This is a genomic window from Pedobacter sp. BS3, assembly GCF_008274585.1.
GTDB lineage: Bacteria > Bacteroidota > Bacteroidia > Sphingobacteriales > Sphingobacteriaceae > Hufsiella_A.
On the sequence record NZ_VTRT01000006.1, the window covers coordinates 295,955 to 313,832 of the forward strand.

Annotated in this window: 10 protein-coding genes; 9 read left to right on the top strand and 1 reads right to left on the bottom strand. The window is 45.9% G+C overall.

The window, feature by feature from the left end; all coding sequences use genetic code 11:
• Nucleotides 1-101: 101 nt before the first annotated feature.
• The 7 genes from FW774_RS16375 (at nt 102) to FW774_RS16405 (ending at nt 12,287) form a co-directional block, all read left to right on the top strand.
• Nucleotides 102-1,706 carry a sulfatase gene (locus tag FW774_RS16375; protein ID WP_149349286.1) on the top strand — a complete coding sequence of 535 codons (1,605 nt, stop codon included), beginning with the start codon at nt 102-104 and terminating at the stop codon, nt 1,704-1,706.
• A gap of 25 nt (nt 1,707-1,731) precedes the next feature.
• A complete protein-coding gene (locus FW774_RS16380; RefSeq protein WP_149349287.1) occupies nt 1,732-3,339 on the top strand; it encodes an ADP-ribosylglycohydrolase family protein in 1,608 nt (535 codons plus the stop codon).
• A 12-nt stretch (nt 3,340-3,351) separates the two neighbouring features.
• Nucleotides 3,352-5,112, top strand: coding sequence for an arylsulfatase (locus FW774_RS16385; RefSeq protein ID WP_149349288.1), 1,761 nt, complete (start codon nt 3,352-3,354; stop codon nt 5,110-5,112).
• 9 nt (nt 5,113-5,121) lie between these two features.
• Nucleotides 5,122-7,362: a GH92 family glycosyl hydrolase gene (locus tag FW774_RS16390; RefSeq protein ID WP_149349289.1), complete on the top strand. Its 2,241-nt coding sequence runs from the start codon at nt 5,122-5,124 to the stop codon at nt 7,360-7,362.
• A gap of 230 nt (nt 7,363-7,592) precedes the next feature.
• Nucleotides 7,593-8,129 carry a TlpA family protein disulfide reductase gene (locus FW774_RS16395; RefSeq protein ID WP_187774930.1) on the top strand — a complete coding sequence of 179 codons (537 nt, stop codon included), beginning with the start codon at nt 7,593-7,595 and terminating at the stop codon, nt 8,127-8,129.
• A 121-nt stretch (nt 8,130-8,250) separates the two neighbouring features.
• Complete coding sequence (locus tag FW774_RS16400) at nt 8,251-10,137, top strand: DUF4838 domain-containing protein (RefSeq protein ID WP_187774931.1); 1,887 nt, start codon at nt 8,251-8,253, stop codon at nt 10,135-10,137.
• A gap of 140 nt (nt 10,138-10,277) precedes the next feature.
• A complete protein-coding gene (locus tag FW774_RS16405) occupies nt 10,278-12,287 on the top strand; it encodes a heparinase II/III family protein (protein ID WP_149349292.1) in 2,010 nt (669 codons plus the stop codon).
• Nucleotides 12,288-12,289: 2 nt separating this feature from the next.
• On the opposite strand, the gene FW774_RS16410 is transcribed toward FW774_RS16405, so the two are convergent.
• Nucleotides 12,290-14,098: a tetratricopeptide repeat protein gene (locus FW774_RS16410; protein ID WP_149349293.1), complete on the bottom strand. Its 1,809-nt coding sequence runs from the start codon at nt 14,096-14,098 to the stop codon at nt 12,290-12,292.
• 157 nt (nt 14,099-14,255) lie between these two features.
• Here FW774_RS16410 and FW774_RS16415 point away from each other — a divergent pair, with 157 nt between their 5' ends.
• Nucleotides 14,256-16,142 (top strand): alpha/beta hydrolase family protein, encoded by a 1,887-nt coding sequence (locus tag FW774_RS16415; RefSeq protein ID WP_149349294.1) that lies wholly within the window; start codon nt 14,256-14,258, stop codon nt 16,140-16,142.
• An 8-nt stretch (nt 16,143-16,150) separates the two neighbouring features.
• Entirely contained in the window at nt 16,151-17,824 is a 1,674-nt protein-coding gene (locus FW774_RS16420; protein WP_149349295.1) for a sensor histidine kinase, read from the top strand.
• The last annotated feature ends 54 nt before the right edge of the window (nt 17,825-17,878 follow it).

A 17,878-nucleotide genomic window follows, 5' to 3' on the forward strand; every position in this document is an offset into this window, starting at 1 on the left:
TTTAACAGCCATACCCGGTTATCTTTGATAAGATAAGCAAAGGCCGGTTAATCATTAGCCCGATTAATTTGTCTAACCGTTAAAATTATAAGCACTAAATAATGAAGAAGCTAATTGTATATTTTCTTGCCTTTGGCCTGGGTTTAGGCCTTCATGCTCAAACCTCCGTTAAAAAAAATACCCGTACAAAACCTGTCGTTAATAAGCGGATGAATGTGGTATTCTTCCTGGTAGATGATATGGGTTGGACTGATATTGCCATAAACGGCAGTAAGTTTTACGAAACCCCTAACATCGACCGCTTTGCCAAAGAAAATGTACGTTTTACGCAGGCTTATGCGGCGTGCCATGTTTGCTCGCCTTCCCGTGCCAGCATGTTAACCGGTAAATATCCGGCTCATATTAACCTGACCGACTGGCTGCCCGGGCGTAAAAATTTCCCGTTCCAGAAGCTGCAGAACGTAGTAGTTAATCAGCATATTCCTTATGAGGAAATTACCTTGCCCGAAGCGCTGAAAGCCAATGGCTACCGTACCGCTATTATCGGCAAGTGGCATTTGGGCGATGATTCAGCTTCCACTGCCCGCCAGGGATTCGATATCCACATCCCGTACGGTTATAACCGCGGATGGCCCAACAAAACCTATTTCTCGCCTTACGGGATGGAAGGCCTTGAGGGTGGCCCTGACGGTGAATATCTGACCGACCGTATTACCAACGAAGCGCTGAAATATATCGAGCAAAATAAAGACAATCCCTTTTTCCTTTTCCTGTCGCATTTTGCCGTTCATGATCCTATCCAGGGACGTCCGGACCTGGTAAAAAAATATCAGGAAAAGCTGAGATCCATGCATTACGAGGGTAATCCCTATATCCTGGAAGGAAATCCCGATACCAGCCACGCCTATACGCGAAGTGAGCTGGATGCCCTGCTGAAAGATCCGCGTTATAAAGGCTATGGCAATTTGCCCAACCGTATTGTTAAGATCAAGCAGTTCCAGGACAATGTGAATTTTGCCGCGATGGTTGAAAGTGTCGACGAAAGCCTCGGGAAAGTACTGGCAAAGCTAAAGGCACTGGGCATTGACGACAATACTATCGTGATATTTATGTCAGACAACGGCGGAATGTCGGCCATGAACATGGGAAACCCTAAACGTAAAATATCGCCGGACCGGGTTGATAAAGAATTTTCAACGGCCAACCTGCCGTTACGGGGCGGTAAAGGCTGGATGTATGAGGGCGGCATCCGTGAACCTATGATCATGAAATGGCCTAACCACAGCAAAAAAGGAGCAGTATGCGATGTGCCGGTTGACGGTGTAGATTTTTATCCTACCATCATGAATATGCTCGGTCTTAAAGTCCCCGCCAGCCAGAATGTGGATGGAGTTGATATATCACCGCTGCTAACAGGTCAGAATATTGAAAAAAGAGCTCTATACTGGCATTTCCCGCATTACAGCAATCACGGTTTGCAAAGTCCCGGTGGGGCAATACGCTATGGCGATTACAAGCTGCTGGAATATTTTGAAAACAATACAGTGCAGCTGTTCAATCTTAAAAATGATCCCGGAGAGCAGCATGACCTTTCAAAGTCAGAGCCGGCCAAAGTAAAAGAGCTAACCACCATGTTGCACAATTGGCGTAAAAAGGTAGGCGCTAAAATGATGCCCCCTAACCCCGATTACGTTCGTACGCCATAAGTTGGTCGGCAAAAAGGGCTATAGCATGATCAGGTCATTTTGTCTTTGGGCTCTCCTGGTGTTCCCGTTGCAGGCAGTTTTTCCTCAGGCAACGCTGAAATCGGGAAGAAGCTCTACGGTCAAAGAGCTGACCGTTTCCGGGGCCCAATACCGGGATCGTGTTCAGGCAGTATGGATTGCCCAGATGGCCGCGGCTATAATGGGTTTCCCGTTCGAGCATAAAACCGCATCGGTAAAGTGGATAGGTGACTATACAAAGCCACTTGCTGCCGCGATGGTCGACGACGACTGGTATTATGAAATGGTAGCCATACGGGCATTTGAGAAATACGGCATCAATATGAGCGTTCAGCAGTTGGGCAAACAATGGCTGGAAAATTCATGCGGAACCTGGGGATCAAGTGAGCAGGCCCGGTTGCTGATGCAGCGTGGCGTTGATCCGGCAGAGACGGGGCATCCCCGGTATAACAAATTATGGTTTTCTATCGGGCCGCAATTTAGCGCCGATGTTTACGGAGCGCTGGCTCCCGCCATGCCCAATGTTGCCGCTGTCATGGCCCGCAAGTATGGCCACATTAACGGTTATGCCGAGGGTGCCGACGGCGCTGTTTTTATCGCGGGTATGGTGAGCCTGGGTTTCTCGGAGAAAGATCCGCAAACCATTGTTCGCAAAGCAGCCCGGCTTATTCATCCCTCATCACCATACCGGAAATGTATTGACCTGGTTATCCGGCTGGCCGATGCAGGTAAGCCGGCTGCAGAAATTTTCAATGCGGTTGAAGATCGCTGGCATATCGAATACCCGGCAACCAACAACGCCGTTGCCAATGGCGGTATTGTAGCTGCCAGCCTGTGGTTCGGCAAAGGCGATTTCCTGAAAACGGTAAACCTTGCCTTTGGCGCTGCCGATTTTACAGACGCCGACTGCAATGCGGCAAACGCCGCCGCCGTAATTGGGGCTATGCAGGGCATGAAAGGTATTCCTGCCAACCTGGTTGACGGCCTTCATGACCGGGTAAAAGGCGAGAAGATGGGTAGCCTGGTATTAACGCCGGCTGTTGATGAATCTATTTCCGGCCTGGCAGAACGTACCGCCGCTATCGGGATAAAAATCCTGCAGCAGCATGGAGCAAAGTTTTCCGGCAAGCAGCTAAGCATCCCGGTTCAGGAGCCTGTAACGCAGCCGGCAGAGCTGTTCAAGCTGGCCGATCTGATGCAATACTGGAACCCGGACTGGACATTGGAACGTGCCGGATTTGGCGGTGCGGGCGGTGGTATGGGCGGCATCCGTGGCAACACCTATTTAGACGGCGAAGTGCTGGCAACCTATCCCCGCGATGAAGTGAAAGGCCTGCTATTGCGCCGGACGCTAAAAGTGAATGGTGAAAAAGCACTGGCTCTTGATGTGGCCGCTGACCCGGGAAGAGTGTGGAGGTTGGAAGTATATGCGGATAACGAAAAACTGCTGAACAAGCTGATAACGGAAAATGAGAAGGAACGCCAGTGGCAGCATATCAGCATTGGCCTCAGCCAGTTTGAAGGACAGACCATTGTGCTGCGCCTGTATCAGCGAGTGCTGGTTAAAGGCAGGGAAGCCGGAAATGCCTATTGGAAGAGTATTAAAATCAACTAATCACAAAATGATATGAGAAAGATATTTTCGTTACTGATCTTAGCTGTTGTATTTACTACGGTTAAAGCTACAGAGCCGCCAACTCAACGTCCTAATGTGATCATCGTATTATCTGATGACCAGGGTTATGGCGATTTGTCCTGCTATGGCAACCCGGTTTTAGAAACGCCTGCGCTGGATAAGCTGCATAACGAAAGTGTGAGCTTCAGCAACTTTCACGTATCACCGCAATGTACGCCCTCACGTGGCGAGCTGATGTCGGGTTTGGATGCGCTGCATAATAAAGCCTCTTCGGTTGGAGCCGGACGTGGCATTATACGCCGGGATGTGATTACCATGCCCGAAGTATTTAAAGAAAACGGTTACCGCACCGGGATATTCGGAAAATGGCACCTGGGCGATGGTTATCCCGACAGGCCTATGGATCGCGGCTTTGAAAAATGTGTCTGGTTCCAGGGTTGGGGTTTGCTTTCGGAGGCCGAATTTGACAACGATTATTACCGTACACGTTACCTGGATGGTTTAAAACCGGTGCAATCAGAGAAATACTGCACCGATCTGTGGTTTGACCAGGCTATGAAATGGATGGGCGAAATGGCGGATAAAAAACAGCCGTTCTTTACCTATTTATCACTCAACGTAACACATGGGCCTTTTTATTCGCCTCAGGAAGATTTCGACTATTACAGCAATAAGGGTCAGGAAAGATCGGTAGCCTCCTTTTTCGGGATGATCCGGAACATGGACAACAATATGGCCAGGTTGGATAAATGGCTGGAGGCAAAACACCTGAAAGACAACACCATTTTAATTTTCATGAATGATAACGGCGGTACAGGAGGCATAACAGTTTATAACGCGGGCATGAAAGGACGAAAAGAAAGCAACTATGATGGCGGGCATCGTGCAATTTGTTTTATCCGCTGGCCCCAGGGCTTTGGTAAGCCCCGTGTTGTAACCGATGCTGCCGAAATTCAGGATCTGCTGCCATCGTTTATCGACCTGCTGGATTTTAAGCTGAAGAAAGAGCAGCAGTTTGACGGGGTAAGCCTGCGCCCGGTTCTTCGTGATCAGAAGCCCATGGCCGACCGCATGTTTGTGGTGCAGTTTGGCGGAAACAAACAACCCGACAAATATTTCGGCTGCGTGGTTTGGAACAACTGGAGGCTGGTTGGTAAAAGTGAGTTGTATGACATTAGCAAAGACCCCGGCCAGGAGCATGATGTATCCGGCAGCAATCCCGATATACTGCACAAAATGCAGGCTTTTTATGAAAACTGGTGGAAAAAGGTTGAGCCCGATACCCGCGAACTGGTTCCTGTAGTAATAGGCTCTGATAAAGAAAACCCGGTAACACTGCTCTCTAACGATTGGGCCGAGGGTTATGTGAACACGCAGTGGGCTGTGGCGCAGGGCAAAGGTGAGCCAAACGGCGGCCCCTGGCATATCTATGCCGAAAAAAGCGGAAAATACCGCCTGGAATTAAGCCGCTGGCCGTTTCATCTGAACCGTGCTTTAACCCTTGCCGGGCCGGCTAAAGCCGTTGGCGGAACAAAGCTGCGAACCGGCAAACCCCTGGATATTGCTTCGGGTTGTGTTTCGTTGAATAACGGCGCCGCGGTTACAGTTAATAGCAAGCCAAACGCTACAGCTATCCCGGTAGAAATCAATATCAAGGCGGGCGAGAATACCTTACAAGCCTGGTTTAAAGACAAAAACGGGCAGGATGTGTGCGGCGCCTATTATGTGCGTGTAACACGGCTGGGAAATTAGACAGTTGAGATGTTCCATATTAAAAGCTTTTTTCAAAGTAAGCGTACAGGCTTGTTAGCTACTGTATTGATGTACATTACAGGCTCACAGTTGCTCATTGCGCAAACGCTCCCAATAGATGATGTAAACCCCTTTATAGGAACCGCGAACCAGAAAAGTGCGAAACCAAACTGGAAGAATGGCGAAACATTTCCCGGGGCAATGGTGCCCTGGGGAATGGTTTCTGTAAGTCCGCACACGGCGCCCGATTCTAAAAGCGGTTACCGGTACGGCGAACCGTATCTGTATGGTTTTGGACACGTACAGCTCAGTGGCGTTGGCTGCGGCGATTTAGGCAACATTGTGCTAATGCCGACTTCAGGCAGTGTTGCCGCAACTCCCGAAGGCTGGAGATCAGCTTATCACGATGAAAAAGCGTCGCCCGGTTACTATAAAACCGTGCTGCAAAGCGGTATTATAGCCGAAATGACGGCAACAACCCGTACAGGTATCAGTAAATATACCTTTCCGGCAGATACCGGTAATATCCTGATAGACGTTTCTGCAACGCAGAATAAACGCATGATGCCGGCTCCCGGTTATGTCAAAATTGTATCGGGCACCGAGGTAGAAGGCTGGACAGAAAGCGGGCACTTTTGCGGAGCGCCAAACCAGGTGCAAAAAGTTTATTTCGTAGCCCGTTTCAGTCAGACGGCAGTTAGCAGCGGAACCTGGACAGCTACTGGTATCGCTGCCGCAGCAGAGCAATCAGGTCGTGGCGTGGGAGCTTTCCTGCGTTTTAATACCAGTCGCAATAAAGTGGTTGAGGTAAAAGTCGGTATATCTTACGTCAGCATAGCAAATGCACGCTTAAACTTAGCTGCCGAGCAAACCGGTTTCAGCTTCGATGCCATTCATCATAAGGCCCGCGAACTTTGGAATACTACGCTTTCGCGGATTGAAGTTGAAGGCGGAACACAGGCACAAAAAACGATATTTTATACCGGCCTGTATCATATACTGCTACATCCCAGTGTATTTAACGATGTGAACGGCGATTACCAGAAAATGGGACATACCGGCATCGCGAAAGCCAGAGGCTATACCCGTTATAACGTTTTTTCGCTTTGGGATACCTATCGCAACCTGCATGTATTTTTAACACTCTTTTATCCCGAAAGGCAGCACGATATGGTTAAAACGCTGCTGGAGATGTATAAAGAAAGCGGCTGGCTGCCCAAATGGGAGCTTGCCGGAAATGACGCCCTGGTAATGGTCGGCGATCCGGCGCCCGTTGTGCTGGCCGGAACGTATTTCAATGGCCTCCGGGATTTTGATATTAAGCTGGCTTATCAAGCTATGAAACACAATGCTACAGATACGGCCAATAATCCCATCCGGAAGGATCTAAAAATCTATCTTGAGCATCGTTATGTGCCGGTAACCACCCGCGGCTCGGTATCAGAAACATTAGAATATGGCATATCCGATTATGCCATCGCCCAAATGGCCAAAGTAGCCGGTAATGAAAAAGACTACCGGCAATTTATGGAGCGGTCGCAGTACTACAAAAACTTATACGATCCCCAAACGGGATTCCTGCGGCCTAAAAAAGCAGACGGAAGCTGGGTTGAGCCGTTCAACCCCGATGAATTTAAGGGGAACGGATTTATAGAAGGCTCGGCCTGGAACTATTTATTTTGTGTGCCTTACGATATACCCGGCCTGTCACAAGTAATGGGTGGTGATAGCGTGTACATAAAACGCCTTCAGCAGACTTTTGACGAACGTAAATTTGTGCTGTACAATGAGCCGGATATTGCATATCCCTATTTTTTTACGCATTTTAAAAACGAGGCATGGCGTACCCAGAAAGCTGTACGGGAAGGCATGAAAATGAATTACAATACCACACCCGGCGGTCTGCCCGGCAATGACGATTGCGGGGCGTTATCGGCGTGGTACGTATTCAGCGCTATGGGCTTTTATCCGGCCAACCCGGTCAGTGGCGAATTCAGGCTGGGAAGCCCGGTTTTTAGTAAGGTCACTATACACCTCAATCAAAACTATTATAAAGGCAGAACCTTTGTAATCAATGCAGCCCGTACTTCTGAGCAGAATAAGTATATTACGTCACAAAAATTAAATGGCCGACTGTATGAAAAACCGTATATTACCTACCGGGATATTGAAAATGGCGGTGTAATGGAGCTAAATATGTCGGATACGCGGAGACCTGCCACTGTTTCAAAAAAACTTTTGCCACGATGACAAAAATAATGAATATGAAAACGCTGTTTTTCTATTATCGATATTTCTTGCTGAATTGAGCTATGGGCAGGTAAATTATTATACGTTTAATTCTGATTCAATCTTGACCGAGGAGGGTGTTCGCTCAAGCTTTAATGTAGCTATGAAAAATATGCCGGCCAATTTTATAATTGTGCCAACAATCTATCATAGAATAACTAAGAAAGACTCTATCCTAAATTATGTATCCTTTGTGGCGCAAAGATGTGATTCCTGCACTGATAAGACATTCAAATTTACATTTAAGCAGGATTCGGTTTTTTTTATTGCTTGGGAAAAAATTGCCTGAATTTAAATTAACTGATTTAAGGGGAGATGAGTTCTCTTCTTCTCAATTAATTGGTAAATCAGCGCTGCTTAATTATTGGGCGATATACTGTGTTCCATGTGTTGCAGAAATGCCGGAGCTGAATAAATTAAAAGAAAAATATGGAGACAAAATGAACTTTGTAGCCTTTACAGAGAACACTTGCAAGGATGATGATTTGATTAAATTTCTTGAAAAACACCCCTTTAATTATTATATATTACAAAATGCAGAGAATTATAAGAAAACTTTAAAGATATCTGCTATACCTCGTAATTTATTCATAGATAAAGAAGGGTATGTTAGGTATATACAAGGAAATTTTCCTTATACGGCATTTGATCTGGAAAAAGGAATTAAAAAGTATGACGACAATAACTATTTTGTAAAAATAATTGAGGAATTAACAGCTATACAGTAGCTAATGACAGAAAAAGGGTAGAATGTTATGAGATAATAACAGAGCACTTTCCTCCTCTAAAATTTCTTTGTAGAAGGGATTTGGGATGAGGCTGACCAACCTAATGACAAATAATATAGCAATGAAGCACCTCAGTAAATTACCAATTAAACAATTCATTCAACGTTATTTATTAATTGTACCGCTTTTGTTTAGCACCTTATGCTATGGCGAAGCCTCGGCCGGCATTTTGCTGGCTAAAAGCAAAGTAGCGCAACTGGCTATTGTTTTGCCCGGTGAGCCTTCTCCTACCCGTCAGTTCGCGGCGGCGGAGCTGGCAAAATATCTGCAAAAGATCAGCGGGGCCACGTTCCAGGTTGCAGGTTCTCCGGCAAAATCCCGCAAGGTGATCCGGATAGAGCAGCGTAAAGAAATGGCCTACGAAGATTACCGCATATCCGTTCGCGATGGTAACATTGTGCTGGCCGCCGGTTCAGACCGTGCGGTGTTGTATGCTGTTTATGATTTTCTGGAGCGTTTAGGATGCCGCTGGATCGCTCCGCAACTTGCTTTGTATAACGGTTTATCAGAGTACATTCCACATCAGCCCACCTTATATTACAAGGTTAACCATGAAATAAATGAGCATCCGGCGTTCGCCTATCGTAAGCTGGATATTGAAGAGGGAAAATCGCATACCATTGAGAACCTGAAACAGTTGGTTGACTGGATGCCCAAATTGCGGTACAACACCCTGATGGTTCCATTGAATTACCAGGGCAAAGGCCGGGTAAAGTGGGATAAATGGCGTGAAGCATTAACCCCCGAATTACGGAAAAGAGGCATCCTTATTGAAGTGGGTGGGCACGGCTACCAGAATTACATTAATCCGGGTATGGAGAACGGTAACCTGTTCAAGCAGCATCCTGACTGGTTTGGGCTGGATAAAGACTGTAAGCCTGCAACAGATGATTACCTGGTTTTCAATACCGAGAATCAGGATGCCGTAAATTATTTCATCAAAAGTGTATTGGAATACCTGCGGCAGCATCCGGAAATTGACATTTTTGATTTATGGCCTCCGGACGGCGCCCGTTGGGCCGAATGTCCCGACTGGCTGAAACGAGGTACGCCCGAAGACAGGCAGGCCAAGCTCATCAGCAAGGTTGACTCGGCTGTTAAGGCGGTATATCCTCATTTAAAGCTGCAAATCATTGCCTACGCTAAAGCATTATTACCGCCTCAGCATGAAACGATCAGTAAGCAGGTGATGGTAGACTTTTGTCCCATAGACCAGAATTTTGAATACCAGATCAACGATAGCCGCTCTGCGGCTAATCAAGAGTACGTAACCGCCTTACTGGACTGGCGTAAGAAGTTTGACGGAGATATCGGCCTGTATTCCTATTTCAGGAAATATGCCTGGAAATCCCTGCCCAACGTAATACCGCACTTCATACAGCGGGATATGCAATGGTACGCCAAAGTGCCTTTACAGGGGATTACAACGTATGCCGAACCCGGCGACTGGTACACGTATGAGCTTAACCATTACATATTGGGTTATTTAGCCTGGAACCCGGATGTTAAGGTAGATTCATTGATACAGCTATATTGCAAAACCCGCTATGGTGCGGCTTCAGCTGTAGCCGAAAAGGCGTATGCTGCCCTTGAAAATACGGTACGCATTTACGGAAGCATCCGGTTTTCAAGCCTGAAATCGCCCGAAGCTATCAGCAAGGCAGTAACCCTGTTACGCGACCGGCAACAGGCTGTTAAAGAGGCCGCGGCTTCGGCTCCGGCAGAAATACAGGCTAATTTCGGCAGGCTTCAACTGATGCTGCAATATGCCATTCTTGATATACGGGTACGGGAAGCACTGGCTATCAATGCTTCACCGGAAGTACTTTCAGACCGCGTACAGGAAGTGTTAACGTTTTTTAAGAATAATGGCGATAAAGGTATAGTGATCGTCAACAAAGAGGATAATGTTAAAAGCTTAACGCGATATTACAACAGGTATAAGTAAGATTTAATTCTCTTATCTTTACTTACTTTGCTCATCGGGATTTATAATCCAGGTGGCCATAATTCCGGATTTCAAATCCGGCACTAATAAGGTCAGGATTTCAAATCCTGACCAGTAATAATTAGTTACCTATTAATGATATGAATAAATCAGTCTGGCATATCGTTAGAAAGGCAATACCGGTGGCAGCGTTCTTGTTCGCAGCAATGAGTATACCGGCATCCGCACAAAAAGCACGACTAAATAGCTTACCCCAGCTTCACCTGGACAAGCAGCAGTTAGATAAGCTTATTCTGCCCGTTAGCAGCTGGAAACCTTACCCGGATATTACCCGTGCGGAGAAATTCGAGGCTGTTCCCTTAGCGGTGAGGCAGGCTTATATTCATGAAGCGGAGCAGCTATTGTCAAAAAAATGGGAACCTTTGCCGGCCAGCGTTTTCCTGGAATATGTACGCAGTGGCAACCGGAGCAATTACGAGGATTTGTCGTTTGAGCGAAGACATCGCCTGGCGACATTCGTACTGGCTGAATTATTTGAACATAAAGGACGGTTTACCGATGAAATTATCAATGGAACATGGGCAATTTGCGAAGAATCTTTCTGGGGGGTACCGGCACATTTATCGCTTCAAAAGGCAGGCTCTGGTTTGCCGGATGTGAATGACCCGGTGGTGGATTTATTTGCCGCCGAAACAGCTGCCGAGATGGCCTGGGTATATTACCTGTTTAAGCCAGAGTTGGATAAAGTTAATCCATTGATCGCGGAACGTATTCACGATGAGGTCAACAAACGTATTTTAATTCCCTATCTAAACCATACTGACTGGGCCTACCTGGGCTTCCAATGGCAAAAAAATCCGGGTTCGCTACGGCGGGTAAACAACTGGAACCCCTGGATCAATTCGAATGTGTTAGCTGCCGCACTGATCCTGTCGGAAGGAGAGCAGCGCAACCAGGTGATCTATAAAACCATGCAAAGCATCAGTAATTATATAGCTCCGTTCCCTGCTGATGGCGGAAGCGATGAAGGGCCGGGTTATTGGGACAGGGCGGCAGGTGCCTTACTGGATTACCTGCAGCTGCTCAAAAGCGGCTCCGGCGGTAAAATTGACGTATTTGGGAACAGCCTCATTAAAAAGATGGGTGCTTATATCTACAAAGTATACATCAAAGACCGGTATTTTATTAATTACAGCGATGCCACTCCGCGTACAGATCCTGACCCTGCTTTGCTTTACCGTTTTGGCCTGCAAACCAAAAATGATACGCTGACTCATTTTGCAGCATATATCGCCGGAAAATCCGGTTACGGACAATCCACATTGACCAGTTATTTTGGCGTGCTGAACCGGGTACTGCCCGCTTTATTTGTTTTGAATGATCTGTTGAAAACAGAAGCTAAAGAACCATTGCTCAGGGATGTATGGTTTCCCGGTATCCAGGTAATGGCGGCACGAAGTCGTGCGGGAAGCGCTGAAGGGCTTTATCTTTCGGCTAAAGGCGGCAATAATGATGAAAGCCACAATCATAATGACGTAGGCAACTTTATTGTTTATGCAGACGGCAATCCGGTGCTTATTGATTTCGGACCGCAGGCGTATACGGCGCAAACGTTCAGCAGCAAACGCTACGAGCTGTGGAATAATCAATCGGCTTATCATAATCTTCCGACTATTAATGGCGTGATGCAGCAGGCCGGGGCCAGCTTCAAAGCAGAAAACGTATCATATTCGGCAGATTCGCGTAAAGCACAGCTGGCTTTAAATATAGCGCCGGCATATCCCGAAGGGGCAAAAGTAACATCGTGGATAAGAACCATTACGCTGCACCGGGGTAAAGAGGTAACGCTTAACGAAAAGTTCCGGTTAAAAGAGGTGAGCCAGCCTGTTATAGAAAACTTTCTGACGCTGTTGCCGCCAGATACAGGTAAGCCCGGTGTGATCAGCTTAACCGATACCCTGAGCGGGAAAACACACCGGATATTTTATGATCCGAAAAAATTTTCGGTTGGAACCGATACCATGATATTGCCAAAAGAGGCGATAGATGATAAGATCAAAATTGGTGGTTGGGGAAATGTGCTGTACCGGCTAAGGCTGGCTTATATGCCGGAAAAACCTGAGGATGAGATCCAGATTGTAATTAAATAATATTACTCCGTCACCTTATCGCCACGCAATAACCTGTAGCGTTGCCGGGCTTCGGCCAGTAACAGGCTGCCTGGATAATCCGTAAGTATTTTCTGGTAGCAATCTGCCGCTTTTTTGGTATCGTTAAGCTGATGCTGGTAAATATCGCCGAGCATGAACCAGGCATCATCTGCCCAGATGCCGGTGCTGTAATTGCTGGTTACTTCCTGTAACGCGTTAACCATTTGCTGCCAGTTATGTTGCTGCTGGTATATTTTCGCCTTAGCCATCAAAATATCATCGGCAAGCGAAGTTCCGGTTTGTTCTTTGGTAATGCTGTCTAAGCTGGCAATGGCTTCATCAAGCCTGCCTTTATAAATCAGCAGATCCGCGTAAGCGTAATGTTTTAAAGCCATGCTATCGGCTGGATTGTCGCTATGCTCGGCAATAAGCAGGCTCAGGTTCAGCGCATCGTTGGCAATAAGCTGCGATGTGGAGCCTTTCAGTACATCCGTTTGCGCCTTTGCCCAGGTAAAATCGCCCATAAAATAGGATAAACGGGCGTTTCTGAATTTTGCCTCCTGAGCCAGTGGATCGCCGGGAAACTGCTTTTCAACCTGCCCGTATAATAAGCTTGCCTCCCAGGGGCTATTATCCCGGATGTATATATCGGCAAGATCCAGCTTTGCCTGAGCCAGCATGGAAGCCGGCAAACGGGGCAGTGCGATCAGCTCTTTTAATAAAGTTTCTGCTTCGGCGGATTTATTTAAGTGATAAGCCTGCAAATGTGCCAGCTGTTTCATAGCAAAGGCTGTGCTGACCGATCGACCGTATTTGCTTAACAGCTCCAGGTAACCGGCTTCCAATTGTTGCAGTTGTGCTGCCGAAAATGTGCTGCCTGTGGTAAGCAATTGGTACTGGCAGTTTAATAATTGCACTTTTGCCGGGATATAGTTTGGATTACCTTCGCCTTTGCCAATAACATATTGCAGTGCCTGGGTGGCTTCCTGGTATTTATTATTCGCCATAAATATGCCTGCCATATCATATATCCGCTCGCCATTTTCGTTAAGACGTTTATCCAGGGCAATAGCCTGTTTCAGGGCCATGTCGAACTGTTGCTGCTGTAAATATTGCCAGGTGAGCAATTCTGCGTAAGCGGTATTCTGCGGCTCTTTCTGAATACGTTTTAATAAAGCTGTTTTTAAAAGATCGTAATCCTTATTATCGTCAAATACCGATGCCATTACTTTTTCGGCCTGCGGCAGCAAAGCCTGGTTTTTACTCATAATGTTCAGGTACTCTTCAACCAGCATGGGCTTATTTTTGGTAAACCGGTAAACCGATACCAGCTCAAAGGCAAAGGCGTCGTTGTTATGAAGGCGCTCACGACCATTTAGCAACGTTTTTACAACATATTCAAAATTTTCTGTCCGGTAAAATGCAGTTGCCAGGTTGCGTATGTCTTCTTCGCTGGCCGGCATTGTCCTGATCAGCCCGTTCAGCCAGTCCTCGGCCTGTTTTTGCTCACCTTTTTGCTGCAAAACACGGCCATAATCTATCGCGTAAGTGTAATTATCGGGATAGGTTTTACTTAATTTTCGCGTGAGCTTTTCGGCTTCGGCATACTGCTTCAGTTGCAGCAGGCTGTTAAGGTACGGCTCGTAGTAAAGTGAAGCATTATTATTGTATAATTTCTGATATAGGGTTAACGCTTTCTCAAAATCGCCATTGCGGTAATATTGTGCGGCAAGAGCATCGTCTGCACTATATTGTGCCGAAGCCGATATGGCGATGCTGATGCATATTAGTATTGCCAGGAGTAATCTCATAATTATAGCGTTTAAAAGTAACGATTTATGGGCATGTTTATTGAGCTTTTATATACCCGGATGCTACGTGGACGATGTAAAATTATAGTTGCATAGCAGCGTTTTAAAAAATAACCAGTTATAATTACTATCGAAGCAAATAAGCAGGTGAACGGATATGATTAAAAGGATAGGACGATATTGCCTAATGTGTTTGAGTGTGTTGTTAGTGCAATGCGGTTACCAGAAGAAAGCAAAAACTATTCCCCTGGAAGTGTTTTTCCAGAACCCGGTTAAAACCAGTTTCCGGATTTCTCCCGACGGTAATTATATTTCGTTTCTGCAGCCTTACGCTAACCGGCTGAATATTTACGTGCAGGCCCGTAACGGCAAACCGGTTCGGCTAACCCACGAAAAGGAGTTTAACGTTGCATCGTATTTCTGGGTGAATAACGATAAGCTGTTTTATACCAAGAACAGTGTAGATAAGCGGGTTACGCAGCTTTTTTCGGTTGAGCGTGCTAATGGCAACGTAACAGATCTGCTGCCTGCGGGCAATTTTAAGGTACTTTTTTTAAACCAGTCGCGGGTAATAAATAATGAGCTGCTGCTGGCTATCAATATGCGTGATTCATCGGTTTTTGATGTGTACCGGCTTAATGTAAATACATGCAGCCTGCGTTTAGCAGCCGAAAATCCCGGCAATATTGTTGACTGGCTTGCCGATAGTAAAGGCCAGATCCGGGTGGCCCGGGCCAGCGATGGTGTGAATGAAACTTTACTGTTTCGCAATAGCGAGAACGAAGCGTTCAGGCCGGTACTATCCAATAATTTTCAGACCCGTATAGAGCCTATCGGCTTTTGCGAAAAACGGGCTGACTGCATTTTTGCGCTATCCAGTAAAAACCGCGATAAGGCGGCGCTGGTCGAGCTGAATTGTTCTACCGGCAAAGAGGAGAAAGTGATTTTTAAGCATCAGGATGTGGATGTTACCGGAGCCAGCTATTCGCAGAAAAACGGGAAACTGGTTTACGCTACGTACGAAACCTGGAAAAAACAACGGTTTTACCTGGACGATACGTTAAAGCATCTTTACCAGGACATTGAAAAACTGCTTCCGGGTAACGAGGTTAGCATTGTGAGCACAGATTCCGCACAAAAGCAGCTGATTGTACGTACGTTTACCGATAAAACCCCGGGCGCTTATTATTGCTACACACCGGCTAACAAAAAGCTGGTCAAGCTTGGCGATATTAATCCCAACCTTCCGGCCGAAGAAATGTGCGCCATGAAACCCGTTTCGTACAAAAGCCGCGATGGTATTACCATTAACGGCTATTTAACCCTGCCCAAAGGCTCAAAAACAAAAAACTTCCCCGTCGTTGTTATTCCGCATAGCTGGCCGCATAACCGAAATTCATGGGAATACAATGCCGAAGTGCAGTTCCTGGCTAATCGCGGATACGCCGTTTTTCAGGTAAATTACAGAGGATCGAAAGGTTATGGAAAGCAATTCTGGGCGGCCGGCTTTAAGCAATGGGGCAGCAAAATGCAGACTGATATTACCGATGGTGTTAACTGGTTGATTGAAAACAAAATTGCCAACCCCAAGCGGATAGCCATCTATGGCGCCGGTTTCGGCGGATATTCTGCGCTGTGGGGTGCCACTTTTGAGCCTGGTTTATACCGTTGTGCGGCCTCCTATTCGGGCATTTTAAACTTATTTACGTTCATTAAATCCATTCCCCCGTATTACCGGACATCGTTAAAAATGTATTACGAAATAGTGGGAAATCCCGAAAAGGATATGGATTATTTCAGGGCTGTATCCCCGGTATTTCATACTGATAAAATAAGGGTACCTTTGCTTATTGCCCAGGGGGGCAAAGATCCGCGGGTTAACATTAGCGAGGCCAACCAGTTTGTTAAAGAGGCAAAAAAACGCGATATACCTGTAATCTACCTGGTAAAAGACGAAGAAGGCATCTATTTTGTTAAACCGGAGAACCGGGAGGAATTTTATCGTAACCTGGAGAAGTTCCTGGCCGATAACCTGGGCAAATAGTTAAGCGTATGGCCGCCGAGAAATCCTTTTACCGTAAAAACTTTGCGCTTATCGTTATCTTTTTGCTGCTGGTGACGGTATCGCTGGTAATTGCCTGGCTGCTGGCCTATTCGCTTATAAAACGGAACGTTGAAAACGATTTTTCTTCGGCTAAAATAGATGTTCAGGAAGAAGTGGTACAGCCATACAATGATTTTTTCCAGAACCGTATTCCCGAAATATCCTTTTACCAGGGCTACCTGGATTCCTCATCGGTTGCTAAATACATCGATACCGCATTTACCAGATATGCCTTTGTGAGCAAGGTGATATTTTACGATACCCAGGTTAGCAATCATAAAATAAAAGACGGTCTCCGGGTAAATAAATTTGCCATCGGCCCCAAGGTGGTGATGCAGTTTAAGCGAAATACTAAACCGGTAGTGCTTTTCACCAGCACCCATCCGCATACGCTTTCGCTCAAGCTGGCTGATGAGTTCAATAAAATAGCCATCAAGTTTTCCGCCTATATTGAATCTGCCGATACCACTAAAGTTTTGAGTAACGATGATATTTTCAATACGTTTTATGCTATTACGCCTAACCGTATTACCTATATGAACATCCCGCGAAGGGAGGAGATCAGGATATATAAGGATTTGATGCTGAAAGAAATGCCGTTTTCTGCGGTATATGAGCAGGATGTGCTGACATTTTATATCGACCCGCTGAAGTTACGCATTAAAAATCCGCACCCTGAACTATACCAGAATATCAGCATCAGGCCTTTGGTGTATGAGGAGCTGAACAATAATCCTGAATTTATTTCAACCGATATTCCATTACCGGGAGCATTGGCCGATTATAAATTGTATTTCAGCTCGCTGCACAGCTACCTTAACAAAGAAATCAACCGGCGTTTTTTGCCTGTGGCTTTTATGATATTGTTAATTTACAGCTTTTTGCTGGGGATAGCTTACCTCATTTATCGCAACCTGAACATTAACAGCAAACTGTTTAAGTTGCAATATGATTTTATCAATAACCTTACGCACGAGTTTAAAACACCGGTTAGCGTGATAAAAATCGCCGGCAATAATATTCGTAGCAGCAAACAGTTATCTGATAAAGAACGGGCGCATTACGGAAAGATTTTAGATGAAGAAGCCGATAAGCTAAACGATTTGATGAATAAGCTGTTGTCGTTTACACAGATAGAAAACCGGTCGATCAAGTTAAAGGAAGAAGAAATTAACCTGGAAGTGTTTACACAGAATATCATTGATGCCTACCAGATCAAGCATCCGCAGTTTGATATCAGTTTCGATATTGATGAGGATATTACCTATTTTAAGTCAGACCCGGTATTGTTGAGCAGTGTATTCACTAATTTGATTGATAATGCGTATAAGTATTCGCCGCCCGACAGAAAGATGTTACATATATCGATACACAGGATCAAAAAAAATATCCTGTTTAAGTTTACAGATGAAGGCATTGGCATGGAAGAAAGTGAATTAAAGCATATTTTTAAGAAGTTTTACCGTATACAAAGCCAGTACAATCAGCAGGGTAGTGTAGGCCTGGGACTGGCGTTTTGTAAAGAGCTGATTAATTTTATGAACGGCGAAATTACCGTGAGCAGCAAACCCGGTAAAGGCTCTGAATTTATCATCAGCTTACCGGATGATTACTCGCTGTAATATCGTGATTTTTCAGTTACTTTTACCCGGGGAAGTTTTGACTTTTGATTTTTA

Excerpts from the sequence above, each read along its gene's own strand:
- FW774_RS16375 (WP_149349286.1), top strand. The coding sequence starts at position 102 with ATGAAGAAGCTAATTGTATATTTTCTTGCCTTTGGCCTGGGTTTAGGC.
- FW774_RS16380 (WP_149349287.1), top strand. The coding sequence starts at position 1,732 with ATGATCAGGTCATTTTGTCTTTGGGCTCTCCTGGTGTTCCCGTTGCAG.
- FW774_RS16385 (WP_149349288.1), top strand. The coding sequence starts at position 3,352 with ATGAGAAAGATATTTTCGTTACTGATCTTAGCTGTTGTATTTACTACG.
- FW774_RS16390 (WP_149349289.1), top strand. The coding sequence starts at position 5,122 with ATGTTCCATATTAAAAGCTTTTTTCAAAGTAAGCGTACAGGCTTGTTA.
- FW774_RS16400 (WP_187774931.1), top strand. The coding sequence starts at position 8,251 with ATGAAGCACCTCAGTAAATTACCAATTAAACAATTCATTCAACGTTAT.
- FW774_RS16405 (WP_149349292.1), top strand. The coding sequence starts at position 10,278 with ATGAATAAATCAGTCTGGCATATCGTTAGAAAGGCAATACCGGTGGCA.
- FW774_RS16410 (WP_149349293.1), bottom strand. The coding sequence starts at position 14,098 with ATGAGATTACTCCTGGCAATACTAATATGCATCAGCATCGCCATATCG.
- FW774_RS16415 (WP_149349294.1), top strand. The coding sequence starts at position 14,256 with ATGATTAAAAGGATAGGACGATATTGCCTAATGTGTTTGAGTGTGTTG.
- FW774_RS16420 (WP_149349295.1), top strand. The coding sequence starts at position 16,151 with ATGGCCGCCGAGAAATCCTTTTACCGTAAAAACTTTGCGCTTATCGTT.